The organism is Desulfovibrio oxyclinae DSM 11498, assembly GCF_000375485.1.
GTDB classification, from domain to species: domain Bacteria; phylum Desulfobacterota; class Desulfovibrionia; order Desulfovibrionales; family Desulfovibrionaceae; genus Pseudodesulfovibrio; species Pseudodesulfovibrio oxyclinae.
Genome location: NZ_AQXE01000001.1, coordinates 1 through 23,386, shown reverse-complemented (window position 1 = coordinate 23,386; position 23,386 = coordinate 1). Strand labels below are relative to the sequence as shown.

Genomic DNA, 23,386 nt, shown 5'->3' with positions numbered 1-23,386 from the left:
TGCAACGGGGCTACTGTTCGCCCTCTGCCTTTTCTTTCATGCGTTCCTTGTAGACTTCCGCGCGGTGCAGGCGGCGTTCGGTGGCGCGCTTGACGCCTGCCTTGAGCTTCTGCGGATCGGCAAGATTCTTGCCATGGGAGCGCGGACTGAAGAGATACAGTTCCTGCGAGGCCACGCCTTCCTCGTTCCAGCTGATGGGAGCCATGCTGAAATCCATGGCGGCCGCCGAAGCGAGGCGTTCGTTCACGTCTTCGGCATCGAAACCCGCCGGAAGCACGCCCATGCGGGCGGCAAAACGGGTGAAGTCGTATCCGAGGGCCACCCAGTAATCGGCGCGCCCAAGCCCTTCGTGACGCAGGGCGTCCTGAAGATTCCTGGCTCCGGAACTGCCCTTCCACCACGCGCCGGGACAGACGGCGAGTCGGTAGTAATGCTCGTCGATGTTCTTGGCGCGATCGAGTGCGCGGCTCCAGAGGCTGGGGCCGAGGTAGATCAGCTGCTCGCCTTCATAGAAGAAGAAGTTCGGGAGCAGGTTCTGGGCCTGTCGCCAGCCGTCGGGAACGAAGACGGCCCCGAAATCCGGCAGCGGAAGCGGCGCTTCCTTGTTTTCGCTGAAGTCGTCAGGGACGTCGAGCAGCTCGGCTATGCTGTTGTTCCAGCTCGGCAGATCCTTCGGGTCGTAAGACTCCATGCCGCGGATATGTACGCCAAGCGGCGTGGCTTCCTTGTAGAAAATCTTGGCCATAGCCCGCCCGAAGTCTTCGCGCGGATAAAGGACGGCAAAGTCTTTGATGCCGAGCTCACCCGCCGCCATCTGGACAAGGCTTTTCACCTCGTCCTCACGGCTGGCGAAGAAGCGCCACGCGTCATCGCCCTCTTCCGCTTCGCCGAGGCCGGGCATGAAGCCGAAGACGGCGCGGGTATCGATGATTCGGCGTCCGGGCAGGCCTTCTTCAAGACGTTTGAACTCGGATCCCCGGAGGGGGCCACCTACAACGGAGTAGCTTTCCGGAAGCTGTTCAAGACGTTTGACCCAGCCGGGATTGGCGGTGTTCAGCACGCGCACGTCCACATCGTCGCCGGTGTTGGCAAGCTGCCACTGAGCGACACCCACGCCACGGACGATGGAGGCTCCCACCTGTCCGTAGGGACCGGTAAGTGGAACCGCGATGACCAGCCCGACGCGCGGAATGCCGAAATCCTTTTCATAGGAGGCGAGCAGTTCGCCGAGGGACGTGCGGTCCACCAGCTCCGGGGAGTTGGCCACGGCGCGCATGGTGCGCCACGCATGCGGCCAGAGGTTCTGGTCGTCCGCCATGCGGCGGGCTCGTTCGAACGCCACGAGGGCGTAAGGGAAACGCAGCTGATCGGCGGGCGTGGCGACCTTGGCGAGATCGTCGAGCCGGCCCTCTTCCCAATTCTTGGTGGCGTTGCGCAGAGTGCGCTCAAAGGCCGCCCTGTCGGCGTCGGACTGGGCCTGCTTGTAGAAACCAGCCAGTACTTCCAGAGCGCGCTGGTCGTCGCCCTTGTCCGCAAAGTATCCGGAATACCAGACGGCCACATCCTGCCGCACCGGCCATGGAAGGGCCTTCTGTTCTAGGGTCCACTTGAGGTGATTCTTGAGCCGCTCGGTGTTGCCGGTTTCCTTGAGGGTGCCGAGGTAGGCCAACTCCCAGCCGCTGTCGGAGAGCGCGCCGAGGTCGAGGTTGGCGGCCTTTTCCAAAGCTTCCCGTGCCTGCCGGTAATGCCCGTTATGATAGGCGGCCTGGCCGAGACGGCTGAGGGCTTCGGCCCGAACGGCCTGTGAAAGATCGGATCGCTCAAGCGCCTTGGAATAATACAGCTCCGCGGCGGGGTAGTCATCCTGATTCCAGACCTTGTCTGCCTCGGCCAGCAGTGACGGCGTGGACATCATGCCCACGCTCCTGGCGTCCGGTCTCGGGGACATTGCGGTGGAGCAACCCATTGCGGTGAGCATCAGGGCGAGGATTCCGAAGACAGCGAGTCTCGAAAAGGATGTAGCACGTAGACGTATCATGACGGACTTCCCGTTTGATTCTTGCAAAGAAAAAACCCGGCCCGCTGATGCGGGCCGGGTAATGTCATACTGTGCTTGAAGCCGTAAGGCAAGAGGTGCCCTACTTGACTTCAGTGTAGTCGGCGTCAACCACGTCGTCGTCATCGTTGGAGGAAGACGCTTCGGCGTCGGCACCGGCCGCACCTGCGGCTCCTGCGGCTCCGGCGTCACCGGCCTGCTGTTCGTTCTGGTGAGCGTACAGCTGCTCGGCGAGCTTGTGAGAAGAGGCAGACAGGTCTTCGGTGGCAGACTTGATGGCTTCCACGTCGTCGCCCTCCACGGCCTTCTTCAGGGCCTCGACCTTGGATTCAATGTCGGCCTTGAGTTCGGCGTCAACCTTGTCTCCAAGGTCGCGCAGGGACTTCTCGGTGGTGTAGATCAGCGTGTCCGCCTGGTTGCGGGTCTCGATCAGTTCCTGCTTCTTCTTATCGTCTTCGGCGTGGGACTCGGCATCCTTGACCATGCGGTCGATCTCGTCTTCGCTCAGTCCGGAGGAAGCGGTGATCTGGATGGACTGTTCCTTGCCGGTGCCCATGTCCTTGGCGGACACGTTCACGATGCCGTTGGCGTCGATGTCGAATGCGACCTCGATCTGGGGCACGCCGCGCGGTGCCGGGGGCAGTCCGGTCAGTTCGAAGTTACCCAGCAGCATGTTGTCCTGCGTCATGGGGCGTTCGCCCTGGAAGACGCGGATGGACACGGACGGCTGGTTATCGGCCGCGGTGGTGAACACCTGAGATTTCTTGGCCGGAATCGTGGTGTTGCGCTCAATGAGCTTGGTCATCACGCCGCCCATGGTTTCGATGCCGAGGGACAGCGGGGTGACGTCGAGCAGAAGCACGTCCTTGACGTCGCCCGCGAAGATGCCGCCCTGAATGGCTGCGCCCATGGCAACCACTTCGTCCGGGTTCACGGAACGGTTGGGCTCCTTGCCGAAGAATTCCTTAACCTTTTCCTGCACCAGAGGCATACGGGTCATGCCGCCGACAAGAATGACTTCGTCGATATCGGAAGCCTTGAGTTCGGCGTCTTCAAGAGCCTTCTTGCACGGTGCCACGGTGCGGTCCACAAGGTCGGAAACCAGCGCTTCGAGCTTGCCGCGGCCGATCTTGATCATCATGTGCTTCGGACCGTTCTGGTCGGCGGTGATGAACGGCAGGTTGACCTCGGTTTCCATGGAGGAACTCAGTTCCTTCTTGGCCTTCTCGCCAGCTTCCTTGAGACGCTGCAGGGCCATGCGGTCCTGAGAAAGGTCGATGCCGTTTTCCTTCTTGAATTCTTCGACAAGGTACTCAATGACGCGCTGGTCAAAGTCTTCGCCGCCGAGGAAGGTGTCGCCGTTGGTGGAGCGAACTTCCACGACGTTGTCGCCGACTTCGAGGATGGAAACGTCGAAGGTACCGCCGCCGAGGTCGAAGACCGCGATCTTTTCGTTGGCCTTCTTGTCGAAGCCGTAGGCCAGAGACGCTGCGGTGGGCTCGTTGATGATACGCTTGACTTCAAGCCCGGCGATCTTGCCCGCGTCCTTGGTGGCCTGACGCTGCGAGTCGTTGAAATATGCCGGGACGGTGATGACCGCTTCGGTCACTTCTTCACCGAGGTAGGACTCGGCGTCCTTCTTGAGCTTCTGAAGGATCATGGCGGAGACTTCCGGCGGAGAGTACTTCTTGCCGCCGACTTCCACCCAGGCGTCATTGTTGTTGCCCGGAACGATGGCGTAGGGGCAATGATCCTTCCACTTGGCAACCTCGCCGGCTTCCATGTCGCGGCCCATGAGGCGCTTGATGGCGTAGACGGTTTTCTCGGGGTTGGTAACCGCCTGGCGCTTGGCGATTTCGCCCACCAGACGTTCCTTGTCGGTAAAGGCTACAATGGACGGGGTGGTCCGTCCGCCTTCGGGGTTGCTGATGCATTTCGGGTCCTTGCCTTCCATGACGTAGACGCAGGAGTTGGTGGTACCCAGGTCGATTCCGATGATCTTACCCATCGCGTGTCCTCCTCAAAAATCTATTTTAATTTCGCTAAGTGTCTTGAACGAGACGTTGCTGTACATCTAAGCACGCCGAAGAGCTTGTAAAGTCCCCGGCGGTGATTTTTTCCTACAGCTTGTTGACCATTACCTTGGTCGGACGCAGCAGGCGACCCTTGAGACGGTATCCGGCCTGCACCACCTGAACCACGCCGCCATCGGGCAGTTCGGGGTTTTCGGCCATGCCGACGGCCTCCATGAATTCGGGATCGAACTCCTGCCCCTGCGCGGCATCAAGACGCTCGACACCATGATTCTTCAGGGCGTCCAGAAAACTTTTTCGCGTCATGTCCACGCCCATGACGAAATTCTTGCAGGCGTCATCCAGCCCGTCGGTGTGGGCCAGCGCCAGATCAAGATTGTCCAGCACGGGGAGCATGTCGTTCAGCACGGAGTCCGCGGCGTAGCGCTTCATGTCTTCGGCTTCGCGCTGCAGACGCTTCTTGACGTTTTCCGTATCAGCCAGAGCGCGAAGCCGCTCGTTCTCGGCCTCCTTCATCACGTCGCAGCACGAACAAACGTGCTCTCTGCAAAGCTGCTTGAGCTCTTCCTCGGAAAGGGAAAGCTCCTGAGCCTCGCCCTGTTCCTCGGTCGTTTCCGCATTTTTCACGGCTTCTTCGGCCTCTTCGGCTTCGTGACCGTTCACGGGAATGTCGTGTCCGTTATCCTTTTTAGCCATATCAGTCAGTTCCTCGGTGTGATTTCAATACCAGCCGCTTCGGGCGGCATCAGAAGGACAACTAAGCACCGCTGAAAACTTGTCAACGGTTACCCGGCAGAAAGCATTCAGTTTTTCCAGCTGCAAAAATCCCCCATGCCGCACCGGACATGAATCATGCCAGCGGAAAGCCTTGAACAGGTCAGACGGATTCCTCGTCCGCAGGCTGCACGAAGCGTTCGGGCTGCCCGTCCGGGACGCTTTCGAGATAGACCGAGGTGCTCGGGAAGGCGAACGAAGTCCCCGCTTCCTCAACCATCTTCTTGACGTGACAGGCCAGTTCTTCCTTGATCCGAAGCCATTCGCCCCAGTTCGTGGTGCGGGTGAAACAGTAAACAAGAATGTCTATGGAGGAATCGGAGAATTCGTTGATGCGTACGAACGTGGAAGCATCGGATGGGCTGGCGAAGTCATCGCTGCCAAGGATGTAATCTTCGATGCCCTTGCGCACCTGGCGGAGCTGGTCCACGGTTGTATCGTAGGTAACGCCGATGACCCAGTAAATGCGACGGTACTTCATCTTGGAAAAGTTGATCATGGGTTTTTCCGAGAAGTACGTATTGGGCACATGCACCGGACAGAGGTCGAACCGACGGACCATGGTGGAACGAAAACCCATCTGCTCCACGGTGCCTTCGACCACGCCCTCGACCTTGACCCAGTCGCCGATGTTGTAGCGACGCTCGGTGACGACGGTCATGCCGGCTATGAGATTCTTGAACAGGTCCTGCGCACCGAGACCGACCGCCACGGAGAACAGTCCGAGACCGGCAATGACCGGACCAACGGCGATGCCCCACATCTGCATGACGGCCGCTCCGGCCACGATCCAGACGGAAACGCGCAGCCCCTTGGTCCCCCACTCGGAGACCAATTCCGACACCTGTGTTCCTCTGCGGCGAGTCAGCAGCCTCGGAATCTGCGAGGACATGCCCGAAAGCGAAGAAAAAACAAAAATGACCAGCAGCGTGCGCGTCAGCTTGTCCAGAAAAAACGTGGCCCGGTCGCTGAAGTCCACGATCTGCACCGCGATGAAAAAGCCGAGAATAACCGGCAGCAGTGACATGGGGCCGCTCAATCCGCGGTTGATGGTCTCCGGATTGGCTTTGAAAAGACGTGCCAGAATGTTCTGGATTCTGCCGAGCAGCAGTCTGGAGAGCGGGCCGCGAAACAGAACCGAGAACAGAAATATGCCGAGCGCCATCAGCGAATCCTGCGCCGAAAGTCCCTCGAACCCGTTGTGCCAGACATCTATGATCCAACGAGTGAAATCGCCGACCACTTCCAGGTTCTCTCCAGTGGCGTTCGCAGAAGCTTGGGGCATGAAGTCCTCCATGTCGATATATTTGAGCAGAGTCGTTTCAGTCAGTATTACGAGCAATTATGGATCACGACCTACACTGTGGCCGTGGTCCGTTTCCAAAGGCATCCATACCAGAGGCAGCAGGACAAACCAATAAAAATACCGCCGGAACCTACGCTCCGGCGGTATGAATGTCGTCAATGGCAGGCCGAATTATTCGGTCTTGCATTCTTCCTTTTCTGCGGGAAGAGGCTCGCTGCAGTCCTTGCACGGCAGGACAAGGTTCAGGATCACGCCGACCACACCGGCAAGGCCGATGCCGCCGAGACGGAACTCACCGCCGAACGGCAGGGACATGCCGCCCACGCCGAAGATGACAATGACCGCCACGATGGCAAGGTTGCGCGGTTCGAGCAGGTCGTGCCCCGCCTTGACCAGCGTGTTCATGCCCACGACCATGATGGCGCCGAACAGCAGCACCATGATGCCGCCCATGACCGGGACCGGAATGGTGGACAGGAATGCGCCGAGCTTGGACACGAAGGCCAGCAGGATGGCCGCGATGGCGGCCCAGGTCATGATGGCCGGGTTGAAGACCTTGGTCAGCGCCACGGCGCCGGAGACTTCGGAGTACGTAGTGTTCGGCGGTCCGCCGAGTACGGAAGCGATGGAGGTGGCCACGCCGTCGCCCAGCATGGTACGGTGCACGCCCGGATCCTTCACGTAATCGCGGCCGGTGACGCAGCCGATGGCAAGCACGTCGCCAAAGTGTTCGATGGCGGGCGCGATGGCCACGGGCACGATGAACATGATGGCCTTCCAGCTGAACTCGGGCATCACGAAGCTGGGAACCGCGAACCATGCGGCTTCGGAAATGGGGGAGAAGTCAACCACTCCGAGAAAGAGGGAGGACAGATATCCGACGGTGATGCCGCAGAGAATGGGTATGAGCTTGAACCAGCCGCGTCCGAGAAGGGAGACGAGGATGGTCGTGCACAGGGCGCTGAGGGAGATGATGAGCGCCTTCCATTCGACCACGAGCACCGCGGAACCGTCGCCGGTCTTGCCGAGCGCCATGGACACGGCAACAGGAGCCAGCACGAGTCCGATAACCATGATCACCGGGCCGGTGACCACGGGCGGCAGCACCCGACGCAACGCCTCGACGCCGAAGATGCGAATGAGAAAACTCAGGATGATGTAGAACACGCCCGCTGCGGCGAGGCCGGACAGGGTCGCGGGGATGCCCCAGGTCTCCACGCCATAGATGATAGGCGCGATGAAGGCGAAGGACGAAGCCAGAAACACCGGGATGCGACCTCTGGTGATGATCTGGAAGGCCAGGGTTCCCAGCCCGGCCGTGAACAGGGCCACGTTGGGATTCAGGCCGGTGAGCAGCGGCACGAGAACCAGCGCGCCGAAGGCCACAAAGAGCATCTGCGCCCCGAGGAACGCGTCTTTGAGCCTGAATGTGTACTGCGTGGAATGAACACTCATTGTAGGATTTCCTCCTCAGAATGGAAAACGGTTAAACACTCCCCCAAAAAAAAGGGCCCGCGGTTGCGAACCCTTGAATTGGCTATTTGGTGCCGAATATCTTGTCCCCGGCATCACCGAGGCCGGGAAGGATGTAACCGACGTCGTTGAGTCGGTCATCGATGGCCGCCGTGTATATGTCCACGTCGGGATGCTTCTCCTCAATGCGCTTGATCCCTTCGGGAGCGCAGACAAGGAACAGGCCGCGGATACGGGTACACCCCTTGTCCTTGAGGGTCTGGATGGTAGCCTCGAGCGTGCCGCCGGTGGCGAGCATCGGATCGAGAATCAGCGCGATACGCTCTTCCATCTTGTTGGCGAGCTTGACGTAGTATTCGACCGGCTGCAGGGTTTCCTCGTTACGGTAAAAACCGACGACGGAAACCTTGGCTCCGGGAACCATGTCCAGAACGCCGTCCATCATGCCCAATCCCGCACGCAGGATGGGGACAACGGTGACCTTCTTGCCTTTGATGGAATCAACCTCGACGTCTCCGGCCCAACCCTTGACGGTGACTTTCTCCGTCTCAAGGTCCTTGGTGGCTTCGTAGGTCAACAGACGGGAAATCTCGGTAGCCAGCGCGCGAAAGCGGCTGGTGCTGATCTCGTCCTTGCGAAGCAGGCCGATCTTGTGCTTGATGAGCGGATGCTCGACGACATGTACCGCCAAGGTCCTCCTCCTTGAGGCTTTGGGTTGATAAAAAAGAAGGGCTCGTCATCAACCAAATTTTCTTGTTGTAAGCGGAAGAAAACGGCCGGGTCAAGGGGTTAGTGATTCCCCCCGGACATGTCAAGAACAAAGTCCGTTTACTTCGCGGACACAAACGTATATACCCGGAATAATGGAAAAGAACGAAAACAGCCACCAACGCCGCGCCACCATTGCCGATAAAGGCACCCGGTTGGACCGGTTCTGGGCAAGAGAGCTTGAAAAACAGGGCGTTTCCCGCGGCCGGGTACGCGGCTGGATCGAATCCGGCTGTGCCACCGTGGATGGCCGTACCGTCACCAAGGGCAAACTCAAACTCGAAGGCGATGAGCTTCTTTGCCTCACCCCGCCGGAAACCGCCGAGGACGCCGAACGCGCCGAACCGCAGGCAGGACCGCTCGATATTATACATGAAGACCCTCACCTCGTGGTGGTGGACAAACCTGCCGGACTCACAGTGCACCCTGCCCCCGGCGAGCCGGACGACACCCTCGTCAACCGGCTGCTCGCCCGCTTTCCCGACATGAAACCGGACATCTCGGGCATGGATGGCCTGCGCCCGGGCATCGTGCACCGGCTGGACAAGGACACCTCCGGCGTCATGGCCGTGGCCAGAAACGAGGCCGCTCGCCTGAAACTTGCCGAGGATTTTGCCGAACGCCGCACTGCCAAGCACTATCTGGCAATCGTGCACGGAGTACCCTCCCCTTCTACCGGTGAAATCGACGCGCCCATGGGTCGACATCCGTCACAGAAGACGAAGATGGCCGTGGTGGACAAGGGCGGTCGCGACGCCAGAAGCGACTACGAGGTTCTGGAAACGAGCCCGGACGGTTCCGCCTCACTGGTTCTGGTGCGCATCCACACCGGACGCACCCACCAGATCCGCGTTCACATGGCACACATCGGGCATCCGCTGGTGGGTGACCGCACTTACGGTTCACGGCATCAGGCCGACTGGGACGCGCGAGGTTATCCGGAAGCCGGACGGCAGATGCTCCACGCCTTTCACCTCTGCATCGACCACCCGGACACGGGCGAGCGGATGCGCTTTTCCATTCCGCCGCACAAAGATTTCATCACTCTGCTCACAACCCTCAACGACCGCGCCACCAAAGTGGGAATCACAGGCATGCCCGGCAGCGGCAAATCATATTTCTCCCGTCTGCTCCACGAAGCGGGACATCCAGTCTTCTCCGCCGACGAAAGCGTGGCGAAGCTCTATGCATCCGGCGGCGACGGCGCGGAAATGATCAGGGGCCGCTTCGGCGGACGCTACACCGCCCCCGATGGTTCCGTTGACAAGCAGACGCTGTTTCGAGCCATGCTGGAATCCGATGCCCTACGCCGGGAAGTAATGGAAATGGTACACCCCATGGTTCGTCACGACTGCCGCGAGTTTTTCCGCAGGCACGCCGACGCGGCCTTTGCTTTTGCGGAAATTCCGCTTCTGCTGGAGTCCGGCTGGCACCGCAACGGGCTCGTTGACCTCAGCGTGTGCGTTCACTGCGACCAATCCGTGCGAACGGGCCGATTTCGCAAGGAACGCGGGCTCTCATCCGAGATGCTCGCCACGTTCGACTCGTGGCAGTGGCCGGAACAGGACAAGCTTGAAGCATGCGACATGGTGGTAAACAACCCCGGTACGCCGGAAGGAATGCAGCAGAGCGTGGAATCGTTCCTGAACGACCTGACCCGACGACGACGCGAAACACTCGCTGCTGTCGGTGAGCGACTGGCTTCCCTCTGGCCCGAGCTGGCCCACCGGTTCGGTGAGGAGGACCGATGATCCCCATCCGGGACAACGTGCCAAGGGTGCATCCGCCCATCAGCGTGCTGGTGATCATTGCGCTGAACGCCATCGCCTTTCTCTACACGCGCAGCCTGCAGGGGAATGAGTTTTTCAACTTCATGCACCTGTTCGGGGTGGTTCCCGCACGGTTCCTTTCGCCGGAATGGGCCACCTGGGCGGGCTACCCGGACAGCACCCTGCCCATGCTCTCCTACATGTTCCTGCACAGCGGCTGGCTGCACGTCATCATGAACATGTGGATGCTCTGGATTTTCGGGGACAACATCGAGGACGTGACCGGACACGTGGGGCTGCTGGCCTTCTACGTTATCTGCGGACTCACCGCCGTGTCCGTGCAGATTCTTACGGAGCCGGGCTCCACCACGTCCATCATCGGCGCATCGGGCGCGGTGGCGGGCATCATGGGAGCCTATATGGTGCTCTACCCCCACGGACAGGTGCTGACGCTGGTCCCGGTTTTCATCATCCCCCTCTTCTTCCGATTCCCGGCCATTCTTTTTTTGGCCGCGTGGCTGCTGGTGCAGCTCGTTTCCGGCGTGGTAGAGGCCGCGGGCAAAACGCAGAGCGTGGCATGGTGGGCGCACATCGGCGGTTTCTTCGCCGGGATGGTGCTCATTCGTTTTTTCCAGCGAAAGGACCGCTGCTACTACTGCTACAATCCCGAAACCAAGGACTACGAAGAACTGCCTAAAGACTGATCATCCAGCGATTTCAGGATCCAAATAAAAAAGGCCCGGAACCGAGGTTCCGGGCCTTTTGACTTTCATTGCGTCTAGCTAGTGGGCGGGCTCGCGGGATTCATCCTTCATGAGCCTGCTGGTCAGCGGCACGACTTCGTCGGCCTTGCGGAAAAGCGGAGCTTCATCGGGGCAGATAAGCGCCTGCTCCAACACCTGATCCATGTTCTTGACCGGGATGATCTCCAGTTCCTTGAGGATGGCGGCCGGGACTTCCTTGAGGTCCTTTTCGTTGTCCTCGGGAATGAGCACGGTCTTGACCAGTCCGCGGTGGGCGGCAAGGAGCTTCTCGCGCAGGCCGCCGATGGGCAGCACGCGTCCGCGCAGGGTTATCTCGCCGGTCATGGCCAGATCGTGGCGCACGGGGACGTTGATCAGCGCGGAAATGATGGCGGTCGCCAGCGTGATACCCGCGCTGGGGCCGTCCTTGGGGGTTGCGCCGTCGGGGACGTGAACGTGCATGTCAACTTCCTTGTAGAAGTCGGACTTGAGGCCGAACAGGTCGGAACGGGAGCGCAGGTAGGAAACAGCGGCTCTGGCGGACTCCTGCATCACGTCTCCGAGCTTGCCGGTGATCTCCACCTTGCCCTTGCCCGGCATGAGTGCCACTTCCACCATGAGCAGTTCACCGCCCATCTGGGTGTAGGCCAGTCCGGTGCTGAGACCGACTCTGGCTTCGTCCTCGCGCTCGCCGTAACGATGCTTGGGCACGCCGAGGAATTTGGAGATGTTCTGTACCGTGACGTTCACGGTCTTTTCGCGGTCTCCGGCTTCCACGATCTGCATGGCTGCCTTGCGGCAGATATTGGCGAGCTCCCTCTCGAGATTTCGCACACCGGCCTCGCGGGTGTAGCGCCGCACCACTTCAAGCGTGGCGTTGTCCGAGAGGTTGAGATTCTTTTCGTCAAGGCCGTGCATGTCGAGCTGCTTGGGCAGCAGGAAGTTGCTGGCGATCTCCACCTTCTCGTTTTCGAGATAACCGGGCAGCCGGATGATTTCCATGCGGTCCTGCAACGGCAGGGGAATGGAGTCCAGCGTGTTGGCCGTGGTGATGAAGAATATTTTGGACAGGTCGTAATCCAGATCCAGATAGTGGTCGGCGAACGCGTAGTTCTGCTCCGGGTCCAGCACTTCGAGCAGCGCGGAGGACGGATCGCCGCGGAAGTCGGCGCTCATCTTGTCCACTTCATCAAGGCACATGACCGGATTGTTGTAATCGCAGCGCTTGAGCGACTGGATAATCTTGCCCGGCATGGCACCGACGTAGGTACGGCGATGACCGCGGATTTCCGCTTCGTCACGAACGCCGCCGAGGCTCAGGCGGACGAATTCGCGGTCCATGGCTCTGGCGATGGACTTGGCGATGGACGTCTTGCCCACACCCGGAGGGCCCACGAGGCAGAGAATGGGGCCACGCAGCTTGTCCACGAGATTCTGGACGGCCATGTATTCGAGGATGCGCTCCTTGGGCTTTTCCAGCCCGTAGTGGTCCTCGTCAAGAATGGTGCGCGCCTTGTCGATGCTGGTGTCGGTAGCCTTCTGGGCGCCCCAGGGCAGGTCCAGAATCCAGTCGATGTAGTTGCGAACGACGGTGTACTCCGCGCTGCTGGGCGGAGTCTGGCGCATCTTCTTGAGTTCCTTGCGGACGCGCTCCTTGTTCTCTTCGGGCATTTCCTTGGCTTCGAGCTGCTTTTCCAGCTCGGCGGCCTCGGAGGCGGGATCGTCTTCGCGTCCCATCTCCTTGTTGATGGCCTTGATCTGCTCGTTGAGATAGTACTCGCGCTGGTTCTTCTCCATCTGGTCCTTAACGCGTCCTTTCACTCGCTTCTCGATGCTGGCGATTTCGACTTCGCCAAGGAGCATCTCGTAAACGGTTTCCAGTCGCTTGAGCGGATCGAACTCCTCAAGCACTTCCTGCTTGCGGGCGAAATCCAGCTTCAGATGGGGCATGACGGAGTCGGCGAGCTGCCCCGGATCGCGCAGGGAGGTCATGGCGGACACGGCCTCGGGCGCGAGCTTTTTGTTGACCTTGGCGTACTCGTCCAGCGTTTCCTGAACGGAGCGCACGAGGGCGGTGGCCTCGGGATCCTCGACGGTCAGTTCGTCGATGCGATCCACCGTGGTCCACGGGTACTCGTCTTCACCGAGATCGTGACTGAAATTGCCGGTCTCGCGATTCCAGCGTGCGCGATAGAGTCCCTCGAAAAGCACCTTGATGGTGCCGTCGGGCAGCCTGAGCATTTGCAATATCTTGCTGACCGTGCCGATCTCATAGAGATCATCCTGCTCGGGGTGCTCTTTCTCGGGGTTTTTCTGGGTTACAAGAAAAATCTTCTTTTCATAATCGGCGATGGCCGTCTCGATGGCCTTTATGGAAGCCTCGCGTCCCACGAACAGGGGCGCGATGGATCTCGGAAACATCACCACTTCCCTAAGGGACATCATGGGAAGACGGGTATCTTCAGGGGATTTCCTGCCGTCAAAGGAAAAAGTCGGCATGTGCTCCTCCGGTTGACAATGTTACGCTTCGCGGGCGCGAAGCGCGGGGATGCTCTCAACCTAATACCGCTGAGGGGAATGTCAAACCCACTGGATGGAAAAACGGCCCGCTCCACCGTGCGGAACGGGCCGGTGCAAGCTTATGCGCTCTTCTTTTCCTGTCTGTAGAAAAGAAGCGGCTCTATGCCCTTTTCCACCACGGCCTTGTTGACCACGCATTCCTTGACGCCGGTCAGGCCGGGGAGTTTGTACATGATGTCGAGCATCACGGATTCCAGCACGTTGCGGAGACCGCGTGCGCCGGTCTTGCGTTCGACGGCCTTCTTGGCGATGGCCTTGAGCGCGTTGGGGGTAAAAGTGAGCTTGACGCCGTCGAGGTCGAACAGGGTGTGGTACTGCTTGACCAAAGCGTTCTTGGGCTCGGTGAGAATCTTGACCAGATCATCCTCGGAAAGTTCCTGAAGCGCGGTCATGACCGGGATACGGCCGATGAACTCCGGAATCAGACCGAACTTGATGAGGTCGTTGGGCTCGGCTTCGGAGAACACTTCCCCGATGGGACGTTCCCGCTTGGCCTCCACCTTGGCGGCGAAGCCCATGCCGGATCCCTGCATACGCTGCTGCACGATGGATTCAAGTCCGATGAAGGCACCGCCGAGGATGAACAGCACATTGGACGTGTCCATGCGGATGTATTCCTGCTGCGGGTGCTTGCGGCCACCCTTGGGCGGGATATTGGCCTCGGTGCCCTCGATGATCTTGAGAAGCGCCTGCTGCACACCCTCGCCCGAGACGTCGCGGGTAATGGACGGACTGTCACCCTTGCGCGCCACCTTGTCGATCTCGTCGATGTAGATGATGCCGCGGCTGGCAGCGTCGATGTCGTAGTCGGCGTTCTGCAGCAGTTGTACAAGGATGTTTTCCACATCCTCGCCTACGTAACCGGCCTCGGTCAGCGTGGTGGCGTCGGCAATGGCGAACGGCACGCGCAGGATGCGGGCCAGAGTCTGGGCGAGCAGCGTCTTGCCGGAGCCGGTGGGCCCGATCAGCAGGATGTTGCTCTTGTCCAGTTCGATGTCCTCGTTGCCTCGGCCCTGCGAGTAGTGCACGCGCTTATAATGATTGTGCACCGCAACGGACAGGATTTTCTTGGGGTGCTCCTGACCGATGACATACTCGTCGAGCAGTTCCTTGATTTCCTGCGGGGGAAGCAGTCTCCCCTGCTCGAACTCCTCGTGCACCGTCTCCTGCGCCATGATGTCGTTGCACAGCTGCACGCACTCGTCGCAGATGTAGACGTCGGGGCCTGCGATGAGACGCTGTACTTCGCTCTGGCGCTTGCCGCAGAACGAACACGTGAGTTCGGTTTCATTCATGGTATCGGACATATTGATTCGCTATCCTTCCTCGGACTCCACGATGTCTTCGCGGGAGGACATGACCTTGTCGATGACGCCGTATTCGGCGGCTTCGTCCGCGGACATGAAGAAGTCCCGTTCGGTGTCCTTTTCTATGGTCTCTACATTCTGACCGGTATGACGGACCAGTATATTGTTGAGGCCCTCGCGCAAACGCAGAATCTCGCGGGCGTGAATGTTGATGTCAGTGGCCTGTCCCTGTGCTCCGCCGAGCGGCTGATGCATCATGATGCGGCTGTGCGGCAGGGCGTAACGCTTGCCTTCTGCTCCCGCGGCCAGAAGAACCGCTCCCATGCTGGCCGCCTGTCCCATGCAGAGAGTGGCCACGGGGGCCGAGATGAACTGCATGGTGTCGTAGATGGCCAGTCCGGCGGTGACCAGGCCGCCGGGAGAATTGATATACATGTAGATATCCTTTTCCGGGTCCTCGGACTCCAGAAAAAGCAACTGGGCGCAGATCAGGCTGGCCACATGGTCGTCTATGGTGCTGCTCAGAAGCACGATACGGTCTTTGAGCAGGCGGGAATAAATGTCGTAGGCCCGTTCGCTGCGGCCCGTGGTTTCGATGACCATCGGTATGGCGGTCATTCCACTCTCCTTATTGTCCCGGTTGTCCGGCCCGCCGGGCCGGAGTACGTGCAAAGGCATCCGTCAGCCTTCGCTTTCCGTTCATTATGGAGCATTTCCTCCCGCAAAACAAGAGCCGGGAGGAGAGGCTTGATTTCACAAACTATTCATGATCCGTGGCAAGTCAACAGCGGATAAAGAAAAAGCGGCGATCCGATGCACGGACCGCCGCTTGAATGGACTGGGAGAAGACTACTCTTCGCCTTCCTTCTTCTCGTCAGCCTTTTTGGAAGCGGCCTTCTTGGTGGTCGTCTTCTTGGCTGCGGGCTTCTTGGCAGGAGCCTTCTTTTCGCCTTCCTCGCCCTCTTCGGACTTCTTGGCGGCGGTCTTCTTGGTAGTCGTCTTCTTGGCTGCGGGCTTCTTGGCAGGAGCCTTCTTTTCGCCTTCTTCGCCCTCTTCGGACTTCTTGGCGGCAGTCTTTTTGGTGGTCGTCTTCTTGGCGGCAGTCTTCTTCGCCGGGGCCTTCTTTGCGGGCTTTTCTTCCTCGCCTTCGACCTTGGGCTCGACTTCGGTGACCTCGGAATTGTCGTAGATCACTTCCATGGCCTTATCGCAAAGGATACGATCCTTGAGCGGGTGGATGAGGTTGTTGTCCTCATAGTACTTCTTGAGCTCGTGCAGCGGCATCTGGTTCTGCATGGCGAGCTGGCCGAGAGTGGATTCCACTTCCTCGCGGGTGGCTTCGAGACCTTCCTCGGCTGCCACGGCCAGCAGCAGAATCTCGCTGCGCACGGTCTTTTCCGCATCGGGGCGCAGGTCCGCGCGGATCTGCTCCATGGTCTTGCCGAGGGAGGACAGGCTGCGGCCCTGACGGTCGAGCTTGTACTCGGTGTCCTTGACCAGACGGTCGATGCGGTCTTCGACCATGGAAGGAGGCAGCGGGAAATCGACCTTTTCCATGATCTGCGCCAGCAGATCCTGCTGCGCGTTGGAACGGGAAAGCTGCTTGCGGCTGTCGAGATAGGATTTCTCGATGACTTCACGCATCTTTTCCACGGATTCGAAACCGGCCTTCTTGGCGACTTCGTCGCTCATTTCCGGCAACACGCGCTCCTTGAGGGCGTGCAGCTTGACCTTCATGGTGACGGTCTTGCCGGCCAGCTCTTCATTGATGAAATCTTCGGGGAAGGTCACGTCCTTCTCGCCGTCTTCGCCCACTGTCAGGGTCTTGACCAGCTCCTCGAATTCGGGAAGAGCCTGGCCTTCGCCCAGCGGAAGGTCGAAGTTCTCGGCCTTGATGCCGTCAACGGGCTGGCCGTCGCGGTAGGCGGCAAAGCTGACGCTGGCGATCTCGCCGTCCTTCGGATTGCGGACGTCTTCAAGGACCTTGACTTCGGCGGCGTTGTCGAGAATGCGCTTCTCGACCTGCTCCAGTTCCTCGGGCTTGACCTCGGCCTTTTCCTCTTCAACCTTGAGGCCCTTGTATTCGGGCAGATCGACCTTGGGAGCGACTTCGAACGTCAGGGTGTATTCGTAGTCCTGGTCGCGCTTGATCAGCTCGTGGTCAACGTCGATGCGGGAAAGCGGCTGCAGGCCGAGCTCGCCCATGATCTGGTTGATGTGGTAGTTGATCAGGTCGGTGGTGGCTTCGCCGTAGATCTGCTTGCCAAAGCGGCCTTCGATCACGGTGGCCGGAGCCTTGCCCTTGCGGAAGCCCGGGATGTCGGTGCGCATCTTGTAGAGGGCGGTGGCAGCGGAGATGGCCGCGTTTGCCTCTTCGGCGGGAACGGTGACGCTTACTTTCCGTTCCACCGGGGAAATTTCTTCAACCTTATACTCCATCGTATCCTCCTGAGAGCGCAATTAAGCGCAATAATTTGCAAAAGCTGGTGCGGGCGGAGGGACTCGAACCCCCAAGCCGCGAGGCACCAGAACCTAAATCTGGCGCGTTTACCAATTCCGCCACGCCCGCAAAAGACGTGCTTATTAAGCAAGCATTTGAAGCGCTGTCAACCTTTCCGGACCGCAACCGCCCCTCTATCAAAGGCTTTCAGCGCTTTTCAAACAGTCAATAACCCCGCAAATTCGACTCAAAAAGGTCGAAGAATCCGGGGCAAAGAGCCAAACCATCGGCGGGTGGCCGGCACCGCTTTCGCAGGCCACGGCCCCCACTTCCTCACCCTCGGCCAGGCCTTCTTCCGGCCAGGCCGCCTCTACAACACGGGACTCCAGATCGCCGGGACGACCATCGAACCATGCAACATCCGCACGGGCGCCAAGGCAGCGGATGCCCGCTTTTTTCAAAGCGGAAAGAATATCCGCACCGCCACGCAGATTCATTGCCCAATGCAAATCCCCATTACGACGACGCGCCTCGCAAAGCGCGGAGGACACCCGGACAGATGCACCGAAAGAAGGGTACCCCGCAACCATCACGGCTCCCTGCCTTGATGCGACCACGCCGCCGGTAAAGGCCGCCATGTCCTCGGAACAATCCGCATGCGGCACCGCGCAGGTCACGTTCATGCGACACTCGGGAATGATATCCTCAAACCCGGACATGGTGGTCACACGCCGCCCTATTCCATCCAGTTCGGAGATGAGTGCAGGACGCGAAAGCTCACGAAGCCACGGGGCAAGGTGGTTGGGCGGCCCATTGCCGGCTCCGAGGGAGAACGAGGCCCGCAGCGCCAGATTCAGGTACTGCTGGGCATTGCGAACCGCCGTGCACAGATCCAGTCCGAAGCCGAGCCCGGTGGCGATTGCAGCCGAAAGCGTACACCCGGTGCCATGGTTGTTCTCGGTTTTCACGCGGCGCATGATCAGCGGCATGGGCTTCACACCGGGCTGGGCCAGCCAGTCAGTGGCGGTAACCGAATCCATGTGACCGCCCTTGATCAGCACGGCCTTTGGCCCCATGGTCAGGAGCTTTTCGGCAGCGGCCACCATATCTTCGGAAGTGTGAATCGAGATTCCTGTAAACAGTTCCGCTTCGGGAATATTCGGGGTAAGCAGATCCGCGTGGGGAAACACATGCTCCACCATGGCGTCAACAGCGTCGTCCTCAAGAAGCTTGGCACCGCTTTGCGCCACGCAAACGGGATCAACCACGAGCGGAAAATCCTTGGCAGCCAGATGCGGCCCCAGTGCCTTGATGATCGGAGCCGAGAACAACATGCCGGTCTTGGCGGCCCGAACCGGGATATCCGAGGTAACCGTTTTAAGCTGCTCGGCCACAAAAGCGGGATCAGGGGCGTGAATACCCGTCACGGCAGTGGTATTCTGTGCCGTAAGCGCAGTGATGACACTGGCGCCGTACCCTCCGAGCATTGAGATGGTCTTCAGGTCGGCCTGAATCCCTGCGCCGCCGCCGGAATCTGACCCGGCAATGGTGAGGATGCAGGGGATCGGTTGCATGGGTTGCTCCTTTACAGGATATACGAGAACGGAGGATGCTGGGAGCACCCTCCGCATTCACTTCATTCGGCTCAGGGATCAATACTGGAAATATTCTATGCTGGCAAGAAGGTCTAGCCGCAGGAAAGCTTGACGTAATCGTCGATGGCGACACCGTTCCAAGTCTTGCTGACCCAGAACGCGCAGGCCCATATCATGAGGGAGGTGGCCTGAAGGTCGGTGAGGCGGCGAAGCTTCACTTCAAGATTGCTCTTGCTCGCGCCGTGCTGGATATGAACGTTCTTCTCGTCGCACGCCTCCTGCACACGAAGCATGAGGTACGCCTGCTTTGACTGGTTGGGCAGGAGCTTCACGTCCTTGTGCGCTTCGAGAATGGTCTTGAGTTCGGCAACGGAAAACTCGCAGGACACGCTGCGGATGGACTTGAAAAAGACGTCGACCGCCCACGGGAGAATAAACTCGGCTCCGGCGCTTTTCGTTTTGAAAAACTCCTTGAGCCATTTCTCCTGATCATGGGTAATCCTGGCTGCGACCTGGGGCATGAGACTCCCTCCTGCGGCTCCGATAGATGTCCATCAAATCACGACTACATCTCTATAGTCAAAAAGCGTGGACAGATCAAGAGATTTTCTAGACTTGATTTCATTAAAAAAAAGCTACCCTCCGAAAACAGACCGGACCTGACGGAACAGGCTCAGCAGAAGAGCGTCCGGAGCATCTTCGCCATTAATGTTGAGACGAATAATCTCGACGACGGTGTTGCCGCTGGGAGTAACGGTTTCGTGCGTCACGAGGACGATATTCTGATCCGACATCCCACCGTTGGACTCGGTGCGAACCAGCAGCACCCATGCGCCATCCTTTTTGCTCCAGGATGTCTCCACCTTCATGGACTCGGACATACGGCGCTCAATAAGGACAACGAAATCCTTGAGGGAGAAGTGCTTCTTGTCACGCCCCTGCACGCCAAGGAATTCTCCTTCAGACCGAATGACCAGCGGCCTGCCGAGGTAGACGTCCGGCGGAAAATCAATTCCCCCACCAGGGCCGGCGGCAACCTTCCTCTCCAACTCGATATTTTTGTCCTTGAGCACCTTGAAACCTTCTTCAAGCAACTCGACGCGCTCCTGATATCCTCGCACAAGGTCACGGTGCTCACGCCTGAGCTCTGCCACCTCGTCACGCAGCGAACGGATTTCGCTTCGGAAAAGCGACTGGTCCTGCAAAGCTTCCGACATCTTGTCCAACACCCTGCCAAACTCCGCGGTCACACTTTCGCCCTGCTGTTCAACATTGATCATTGATCCGAACTTCAGCGCCAACTCACGCTCGATCTGCTCAACCGAGTAGTTCTTGCTAAACATTTCCCTGATCCTCCCGAAAATTTCCACCACTTCCACAGGATACTTCCTGCGCCGCCCTTCGGGGCCTGACGCGGGAATAAACCGTTCAAATTTATCCTTATAATACACTACCGTGGAAGGAGGTATCCCCAACCGACGGCCGACTTCCCTGAGACTTATATATTCCTCGGCAACACTCATTGCACAAACTCACTAATCATTTACTCATCAATTAGACACAAAACAGAGAGCAGGTCAACTATGCAATTCAAGAAAATCCTTGCCACAAAAAACTCCAGAGACAGCCAAACAAACCAGCCGACAACCAATGGAACCCAGATAATGATCAACGATGATCATCACAACATTCAACCACGGCCATAAATGTAAGAACCTATCCTGCTGCAACTTAAGAGATATTAGAGAACGGACGGGGGTCAGAGCTAAGACTGATCAACAATCAGCCTATCATAACTCTGTAGAGGGGATGCACATGGTCATCCGAAGACAGGTGGAGGAAAGAGTCAGGCGGGGATATCTATCCAGAATCGGGTACCGTCCTCAACCGTGGAGGTAAAAGCGACAGTACCGCCGAGGTAGCGCTCAGTAAGCAAAAGGATGCTGTAGGTACCAAGACCGCGGTCCTCTCCTTTCGTGGAGAAGGAGCGCTTGAATATCTGGTTTCTCACTTTGCGAGGCATACAACCATTGTTGTGAACACTAAAGCGAAAAGCGCCGCTTGTTCTTGAGCAGCCTATCGTGACCGACTCGCCGGACTTGCTGGCCTCCAGCGAGTTCTTGACCATATTGCCGAGAACACGCCCGAGAAGAACTGCATCAGATTCAAACTCGAAATCCTCAGAATCTTCCGACATGAGCACCTGCTTATTCTCGGCGATTCCGTGCCTTCGGTAGACCTTAATGACGCTTTCCAGCTGTGTTAACGAATTGAGCTGGCTGGACTTGACCTTGAGTTCACCACTTTCTGCAGCGGCCAAATCCCGTTGGGCACAGATTTCCTCAAGTAACCTTTCGAATGAGAGAGAAAGCACATGAGCTGAATCAGTATCAAGGCTGGTGGGATTAGAGCAAACGTGTTGCATAAAGCCGCGAAGCCCGCCTGCAAGATTGAGGATGTCGTGGAAAAAAATCCGCTCAAGGGAGCGGCGCCTCTTTTCACTGGAAACATCAAGGAGGGTGAAGACGGTGTATTTTCTCCCCTCTGCGTCATTATAAGGGGCAGCAGTCACTCGAAGATCCATCGCCTCGGGGCCGTTTCCAAGGTCACAAAGCATCCTGCAAACAGCATCTGCTTCAAGGCCGCTCAACCCATCCACAACAGCCTTTGCCGCCCCACACTCACGGCAAAATTCAGTGGTCCCGCAAAGGCTTTTCCCGTCTTTGAGATGAATGCAGTTGAAAATCTCTCCCGGCCGCTTTCCCAGAATATCGGAATCAATTTCGGCCTTGGCCATCTCCAGCACGCTATCGTTTACGAAGACAGCCTGACGCTGCGGGTTGAGCACCATCAGACCATAGGGGACGAGCTGGGCGACGTGAAAGGCTCCCGAATCGCGGATTGCACGAATCTGGTCCTGCAATTCATCCGATGAGGCAACCTCAGCCGGAAGATAAGCTGTTGCGGAAACATTGAATTCACTATCCAGCACGTTGCACCTCAATGGTCTTTAAAAAACAGATCGTGAACTGCCTGACGTTGGATAGCTATAATCGGTCGCGATCGCAAGCACGACCTTTCGCACCATGCATACTTTATTCGTTACCCGTTAGAATCCAAGTAAGCTCGTGCTTGTTGTGTGAAAGATGTACTATTTGCGAACCAGGAATGGACTGAAGATCCCGTATCGACTTCCAATCATCCTCACCCTGCAGTTTGACAGTACAAATATAGTTCCTGCACTCCCCCTGCTCCAACCACCTGGTCAACAACTTGAAAAGCCTTTCCGGATAGCATGCCATGTCGGAAAAAAGCCAATCTACCTGACCGCAGTGTCGCGGATCGAGAGCGAAACCGCTCCCAAGGCAGTGCTCAATGTTAGGGTGACGACTGATACGTTCATCAAGAGGGGCTTTATCTATGCTGTAAACATGTGCTCCGCATTGAGCCGCCACCCAGCTCCAACCTCCGGGAGAGCTGCCAAGATCGAGACATAATTGACCAGACCGCGGAAACATTTCCAGCCGAGTGAACGCTTCCCATAGTTTAAGATACGCACGATTTGGAGGATCAATCTTGTTTTCAACAAAACGAAACGCCCCGTTGGGTACCGGGCTTGAACATTTGGCCGAGGCAAGAATCGTATTCTTATCAATCAGCGTCCATGATCCTAACGGACTTTTGGGAAGAGGCTCCCCGAACACGAGTGGTTTTGCCGAGACATACGGCAGCTGTTCCTGGATCAGGTTGGCTCGACGATGGTTACCGACTGAATATAAAACCCAGTTGCGCTGTATACTGCGCAACTTTCTGGCCCCATCCTTGATGGAATCAATACTGACGACCTGCGGCTCAAGCCAAACATTCTCGGCCCAAACTGGTAATCTATCTGAGTGGCAGTCAAGAACCAACCGTTCCATGCACAGCAAATCCTGCTCATCGCCCAGTTCGGCCAAAAGCATATCCAAGTAGTGGACTGGAGCCACATAGGCTTTTCTTACATTCGAAATTTTCACAGTCGTCCTCTATGTTCAGGCATCATGCTTTCCGCGTCGGCCGTAGACATTGTCTGTTCGGTGGCAGCATAAGTTTAGCCTTCGCCATCTGTGCCCCTTCTTTTGCTGAACGTACTGGAACAATACAGTATTGCGGGGGGCCATAGTCTCGGGTCGGCTCGATTCTGTTTGGTTTTCCTGTGGGGCGTTTGTCGGTACCACGCAAAAAGGCCCGGTCATTTTGACCGGGCCTTTCAGGAAGAATATCCTGGCAGCGACCTACTTTCCCACGACTAGAACCGCAGTATCATCGGCGATGGAGGGCTTGACTTCCGAGTTCGGAATGGGATCGGGTATAACCCCTCCTCCCTGGCCACCAGGAAAATATATAGTTCAATAGGGGGAGAGAGGATATTAAGTAAGTTAGATAAGCCGCACGATCTATTAGTACCGGTCTGCTGAACACATCGCTGCGCTTACACATCCGGCCTATCAACCTCGTAGTCTACAAGGGATCTTCAGGGACCGAAGTCCAGGGAGAACTAAT

17 protein-coding genes, 1 tRNA gene and 2 rRNA genes are annotated in these 23,386 nt (G+C 58.1%); 2 read left to right on the top strand and 18 right to left on the bottom strand.

Features of this window, described 5'->3' with window-relative positions:
- Nucleotides 1–10 precede the first annotated feature (10 nt).
- The 6 genes from B149_RS0100105 to upp form a co-directional block, all read right to left on the bottom strand.
- Nucleotides 11–2,038: a tetratricopeptide repeat protein gene (locus B149_RS0100105; protein WP_040372077.1), complete on the bottom strand. Its 2,028-nt coding sequence runs from the start codon at nucleotides 2,036–2,038 to the stop codon at nucleotides 11–13.
- Between the two features lie 100 nt (nucleotides 2,039–2,138).
- Nucleotides 2,139–4,064: a molecular chaperone DnaK gene (gene dnaK / locus B149_RS0100095; RefSeq protein WP_018123119.1), complete on the bottom strand. Its 1,926-nt coding sequence runs from the start codon at nucleotides 4,062–4,064 to the stop codon at nucleotides 2,139–2,141.
- A gap of 112 nt (nucleotides 4,065–4,176) precedes the next feature.
- Nucleotides 4,177–4,785 (bottom strand): nucleotide exchange factor GrpE, encoded by a 609-nt coding sequence (gene grpE / locus B149_RS0100090; RefSeq protein ID WP_018123118.1) that lies wholly within the window; start codon nucleotides 4,783–4,785, stop codon nucleotides 4,177–4,179.
- A gap of 181 nt (nucleotides 4,786–4,966) precedes the next feature.
- On the bottom strand, nucleotides 4,967–6,148 hold the full coding sequence (locus B149_RS16010) for a mechanosensitive ion channel family protein (RefSeq protein WP_018123117.1): 1,182 nt from the start codon (nucleotides 6,146–6,148) through the stop codon (nucleotides 4,967–4,969).
- Between the two features lie 192 nt (nucleotides 6,149–6,340).
- Entirely contained in the window at nucleotides 6,341–7,624 is a 1,284-nt protein-coding gene (locus B149_RS16005; RefSeq protein WP_018123116.1) for a uracil-xanthine permease family protein, read from the bottom strand.
- 82 nt (nucleotides 7,625–7,706) lie between these two features.
- Nucleotides 7,707–8,333 carry a uracil phosphoribosyltransferase gene (upp, locus tag B149_RS0100075; RefSeq protein WP_018123115.1) on the bottom strand — a complete coding sequence of 209 codons (627 nt, stop codon included), beginning with the start codon at nucleotides 8,331–8,333 and terminating at the stop codon, nucleotides 7,707–7,709.
- A 172-nt stretch (nucleotides 8,334–8,505) separates the two neighbouring features.
- Between upp and B149_RS0100070 the strand changes: the two genes are divergently transcribed.
- Nucleotides 8,506–10,161, top strand: a complete 1,656-nt coding sequence (locus B149_RS0100070) for a dephospho-CoA kinase (RefSeq protein ID WP_018123114.1) — start codon at nucleotides 8,506–8,508, stop codon at nucleotides 10,159–10,161.
- Complete coding sequence (locus tag B149_RS0100065; RefSeq protein WP_018123113.1) at nucleotides 10,158–10,883, top strand: rhomboid family intramembrane serine protease; 726 nt, start codon at nucleotides 10,158–10,160, stop codon at nucleotides 10,881–10,883. The genes B149_RS0100070 and B149_RS0100065 overlap by 4 nt, the downstream gene beginning before the upstream one ends.
- A 78-nt stretch (nucleotides 10,884–10,961) precedes the next feature.
- On the opposite strand, the gene lon is transcribed toward B149_RS0100065, so the two are convergent.
- From lon to B149_RS0100005, 12 genes are all read right to left on the bottom strand, one after another.
- A complete protein-coding gene (gene lon, locus B149_RS0100060) occupies nucleotides 10,962–13,421 on the bottom strand; it encodes an endopeptidase La (RefSeq protein WP_018123112.1) in 2,460 nt (819 codons plus the stop codon).
- A gap of 140 nt (nucleotides 13,422–13,561) precedes the next feature.
- Nucleotides 13,562–14,809, bottom strand: a complete 1,248-nt coding sequence (gene clpX / locus B149_RS0100055) for an ATP-dependent Clp protease ATP-binding subunit ClpX (protein WP_018123111.1) — start codon at nucleotides 14,807–14,809, stop codon at nucleotides 13,562–13,564.
- A gap of 9 nt (nucleotides 14,810–14,818) precedes the next feature.
- Complete coding sequence (clpP, locus tag B149_RS0100050) at nucleotides 14,819–15,487, bottom strand: ATP-dependent Clp endopeptidase proteolytic subunit ClpP (protein ID WP_083909108.1); 669 nt, start codon at nucleotides 15,485–15,487, stop codon at nucleotides 14,819–14,821.
- 171 nt (nucleotides 15,488–15,658) lie between these two features.
- A complete protein-coding gene (tig, locus tag B149_RS0100045; protein ID WP_018123109.1) occupies nucleotides 15,659–17,248 on the bottom strand; it encodes a trigger factor in 1,590 nt (529 codons plus the stop codon).
- A 45-nt stretch (nucleotides 17,249–17,293) separates the two neighbouring features.
- Nucleotides 17,294–17,378: transfer RNA gene (locus B149_RS0100040), tRNA-Leu, on the bottom strand.
- Nucleotides 17,379–17,446: 68 nt separating this feature from the next.
- On the bottom strand, nucleotides 17,447–18,823 hold the full coding sequence (thiD, locus tag B149_RS0100035; RefSeq protein WP_018123108.1) for a bifunctional hydroxymethylpyrimidine kinase/phosphomethylpyrimidine kinase: 1,377 nt from the start codon (nucleotides 18,821–18,823) through the stop codon (nucleotides 17,447–17,449).
- A 113-nt stretch (nucleotides 18,824–18,936) separates the two neighbouring features.
- A complete protein-coding gene (locus tag B149_RS0100030; protein WP_018123107.1) occupies nucleotides 18,937–19,365 on the bottom strand; it encodes a hypothetical protein in 429 nt (142 codons plus the stop codon).
- Nucleotides 19,366–19,479: 114 nt separating this feature from the next.
- A complete protein-coding gene (locus B149_RS0100025; protein WP_040372075.1) occupies nucleotides 19,480–20,367 on the bottom strand; it encodes a MerR family transcriptional regulator in 888 nt (295 codons plus the stop codon).
- A 323-nt stretch (nucleotides 20,368–20,690) separates the two neighbouring features.
- A complete protein-coding gene (locus B149_RS0100020) occupies nucleotides 20,691–21,836 on the bottom strand; it encodes a sensor histidine kinase (protein ID WP_018123105.1) in 1,146 nt (381 codons plus the stop codon).
- 103 nt (nucleotides 21,837–21,939) lie between these two features.
- Entirely contained in the window at nucleotides 21,940–22,860 is a 921-nt protein-coding gene (locus B149_RS0100015; RefSeq protein ID WP_018123104.1) for an SAM-dependent methyltransferase, read from the bottom strand.
- A 245-nt stretch (nucleotides 22,861–23,105) separates the two neighbouring features.
- A 5S ribosomal RNA gene (gene rrf, locus B149_RS0100010) occupies nucleotides 23,106–23,220 on the bottom strand.
- Nucleotides 23,221–23,262: 42 nt separating this feature from the next.
- A 23S ribosomal RNA gene (locus tag B149_RS0100005) occupies nucleotides 23,263–23,386 on the bottom strand; the annotation flags it as partial.

Coding starts and splice junctions, on each gene's coding strand:
- B149_RS0100105 (WP_040372077.1), bottom strand. CDS start 2,038: ATGATACGTCTACGTGCTACATCCTTTTCGAGACTCGCTGTCTTCGGA.
- dnaK (WP_018123119.1), bottom strand. CDS start 4,064: ATGGGTAAGATCATCGGAATCGACCTGGGTACCACCAACTCCTGCGTC.
- grpE (WP_018123118.1), bottom strand. CDS start 4,785: ATGGCTAAAAAGGATAACGGACACGACATTCCCGTGAACGGTCACGAA.
- B149_RS16010 (WP_018123117.1), bottom strand. CDS start 6,148: ATGCCCCAAGCTTCTGCGAACGCCACTGGAGAGAACCTGGAAGTGGTC.
- B149_RS16005 (WP_018123116.1), bottom strand. CDS start 7,624: ATGAGTGTTCATTCCACGCAGTACACATTCAGGCTCAAAGACGCGTTC.
- B149_RS0100070 (WP_018123114.1), top strand. CDS start 8,506: ATGGAAAAGAACGAAAACAGCCACCAACGCCGCGCCACCATTGCCGAT.
- B149_RS0100065 (WP_018123113.1), top strand. CDS start 10,158: ATGATCCCCATCCGGGACAACGTGCCAAGGGTGCATCCGCCCATCAGC.
- lon (WP_018123112.1), bottom strand. CDS start 13,421: ATGCCGACTTTTTCCTTTGACGGCAGGAAATCCCCTGAAGATACCCGT.
- clpX (WP_018123111.1), bottom strand. CDS start 14,809: ATGTCCGATACCATGAATGAAACCGAACTCACGTGTTCGTTCTGCGGC.
- clpP (WP_083909108.1), bottom strand. CDS start 15,487: ATGCCTTTGCACGTACTCCGGCCCGGCGGGCCGGACAACCGGGACAAT.
- tig (WP_018123109.1), bottom strand. CDS start 17,248: ATGGAGTATAAGGTTGAAGAAATTTCCCCGGTGGAACGGAAAGTAAGC.
- thiD (WP_018123108.1), bottom strand. CDS start 18,823: ATGCAACCGATCCCCTGCATCCTCACCATTGCCGGGTCAGATTCCGGC.
- B149_RS0100030 (WP_018123107.1), bottom strand. CDS start 19,365: ATGCCCCAGGTCGCAGCCAGGATTACCCATGATCAGGAGAAATGGCTC.
- B149_RS0100025 (WP_040372075.1), bottom strand. CDS start 20,367: ATGAGTGTTGCCGAGGAATATATAAGTCTCAGGGAAGTCGGCCGTCGG.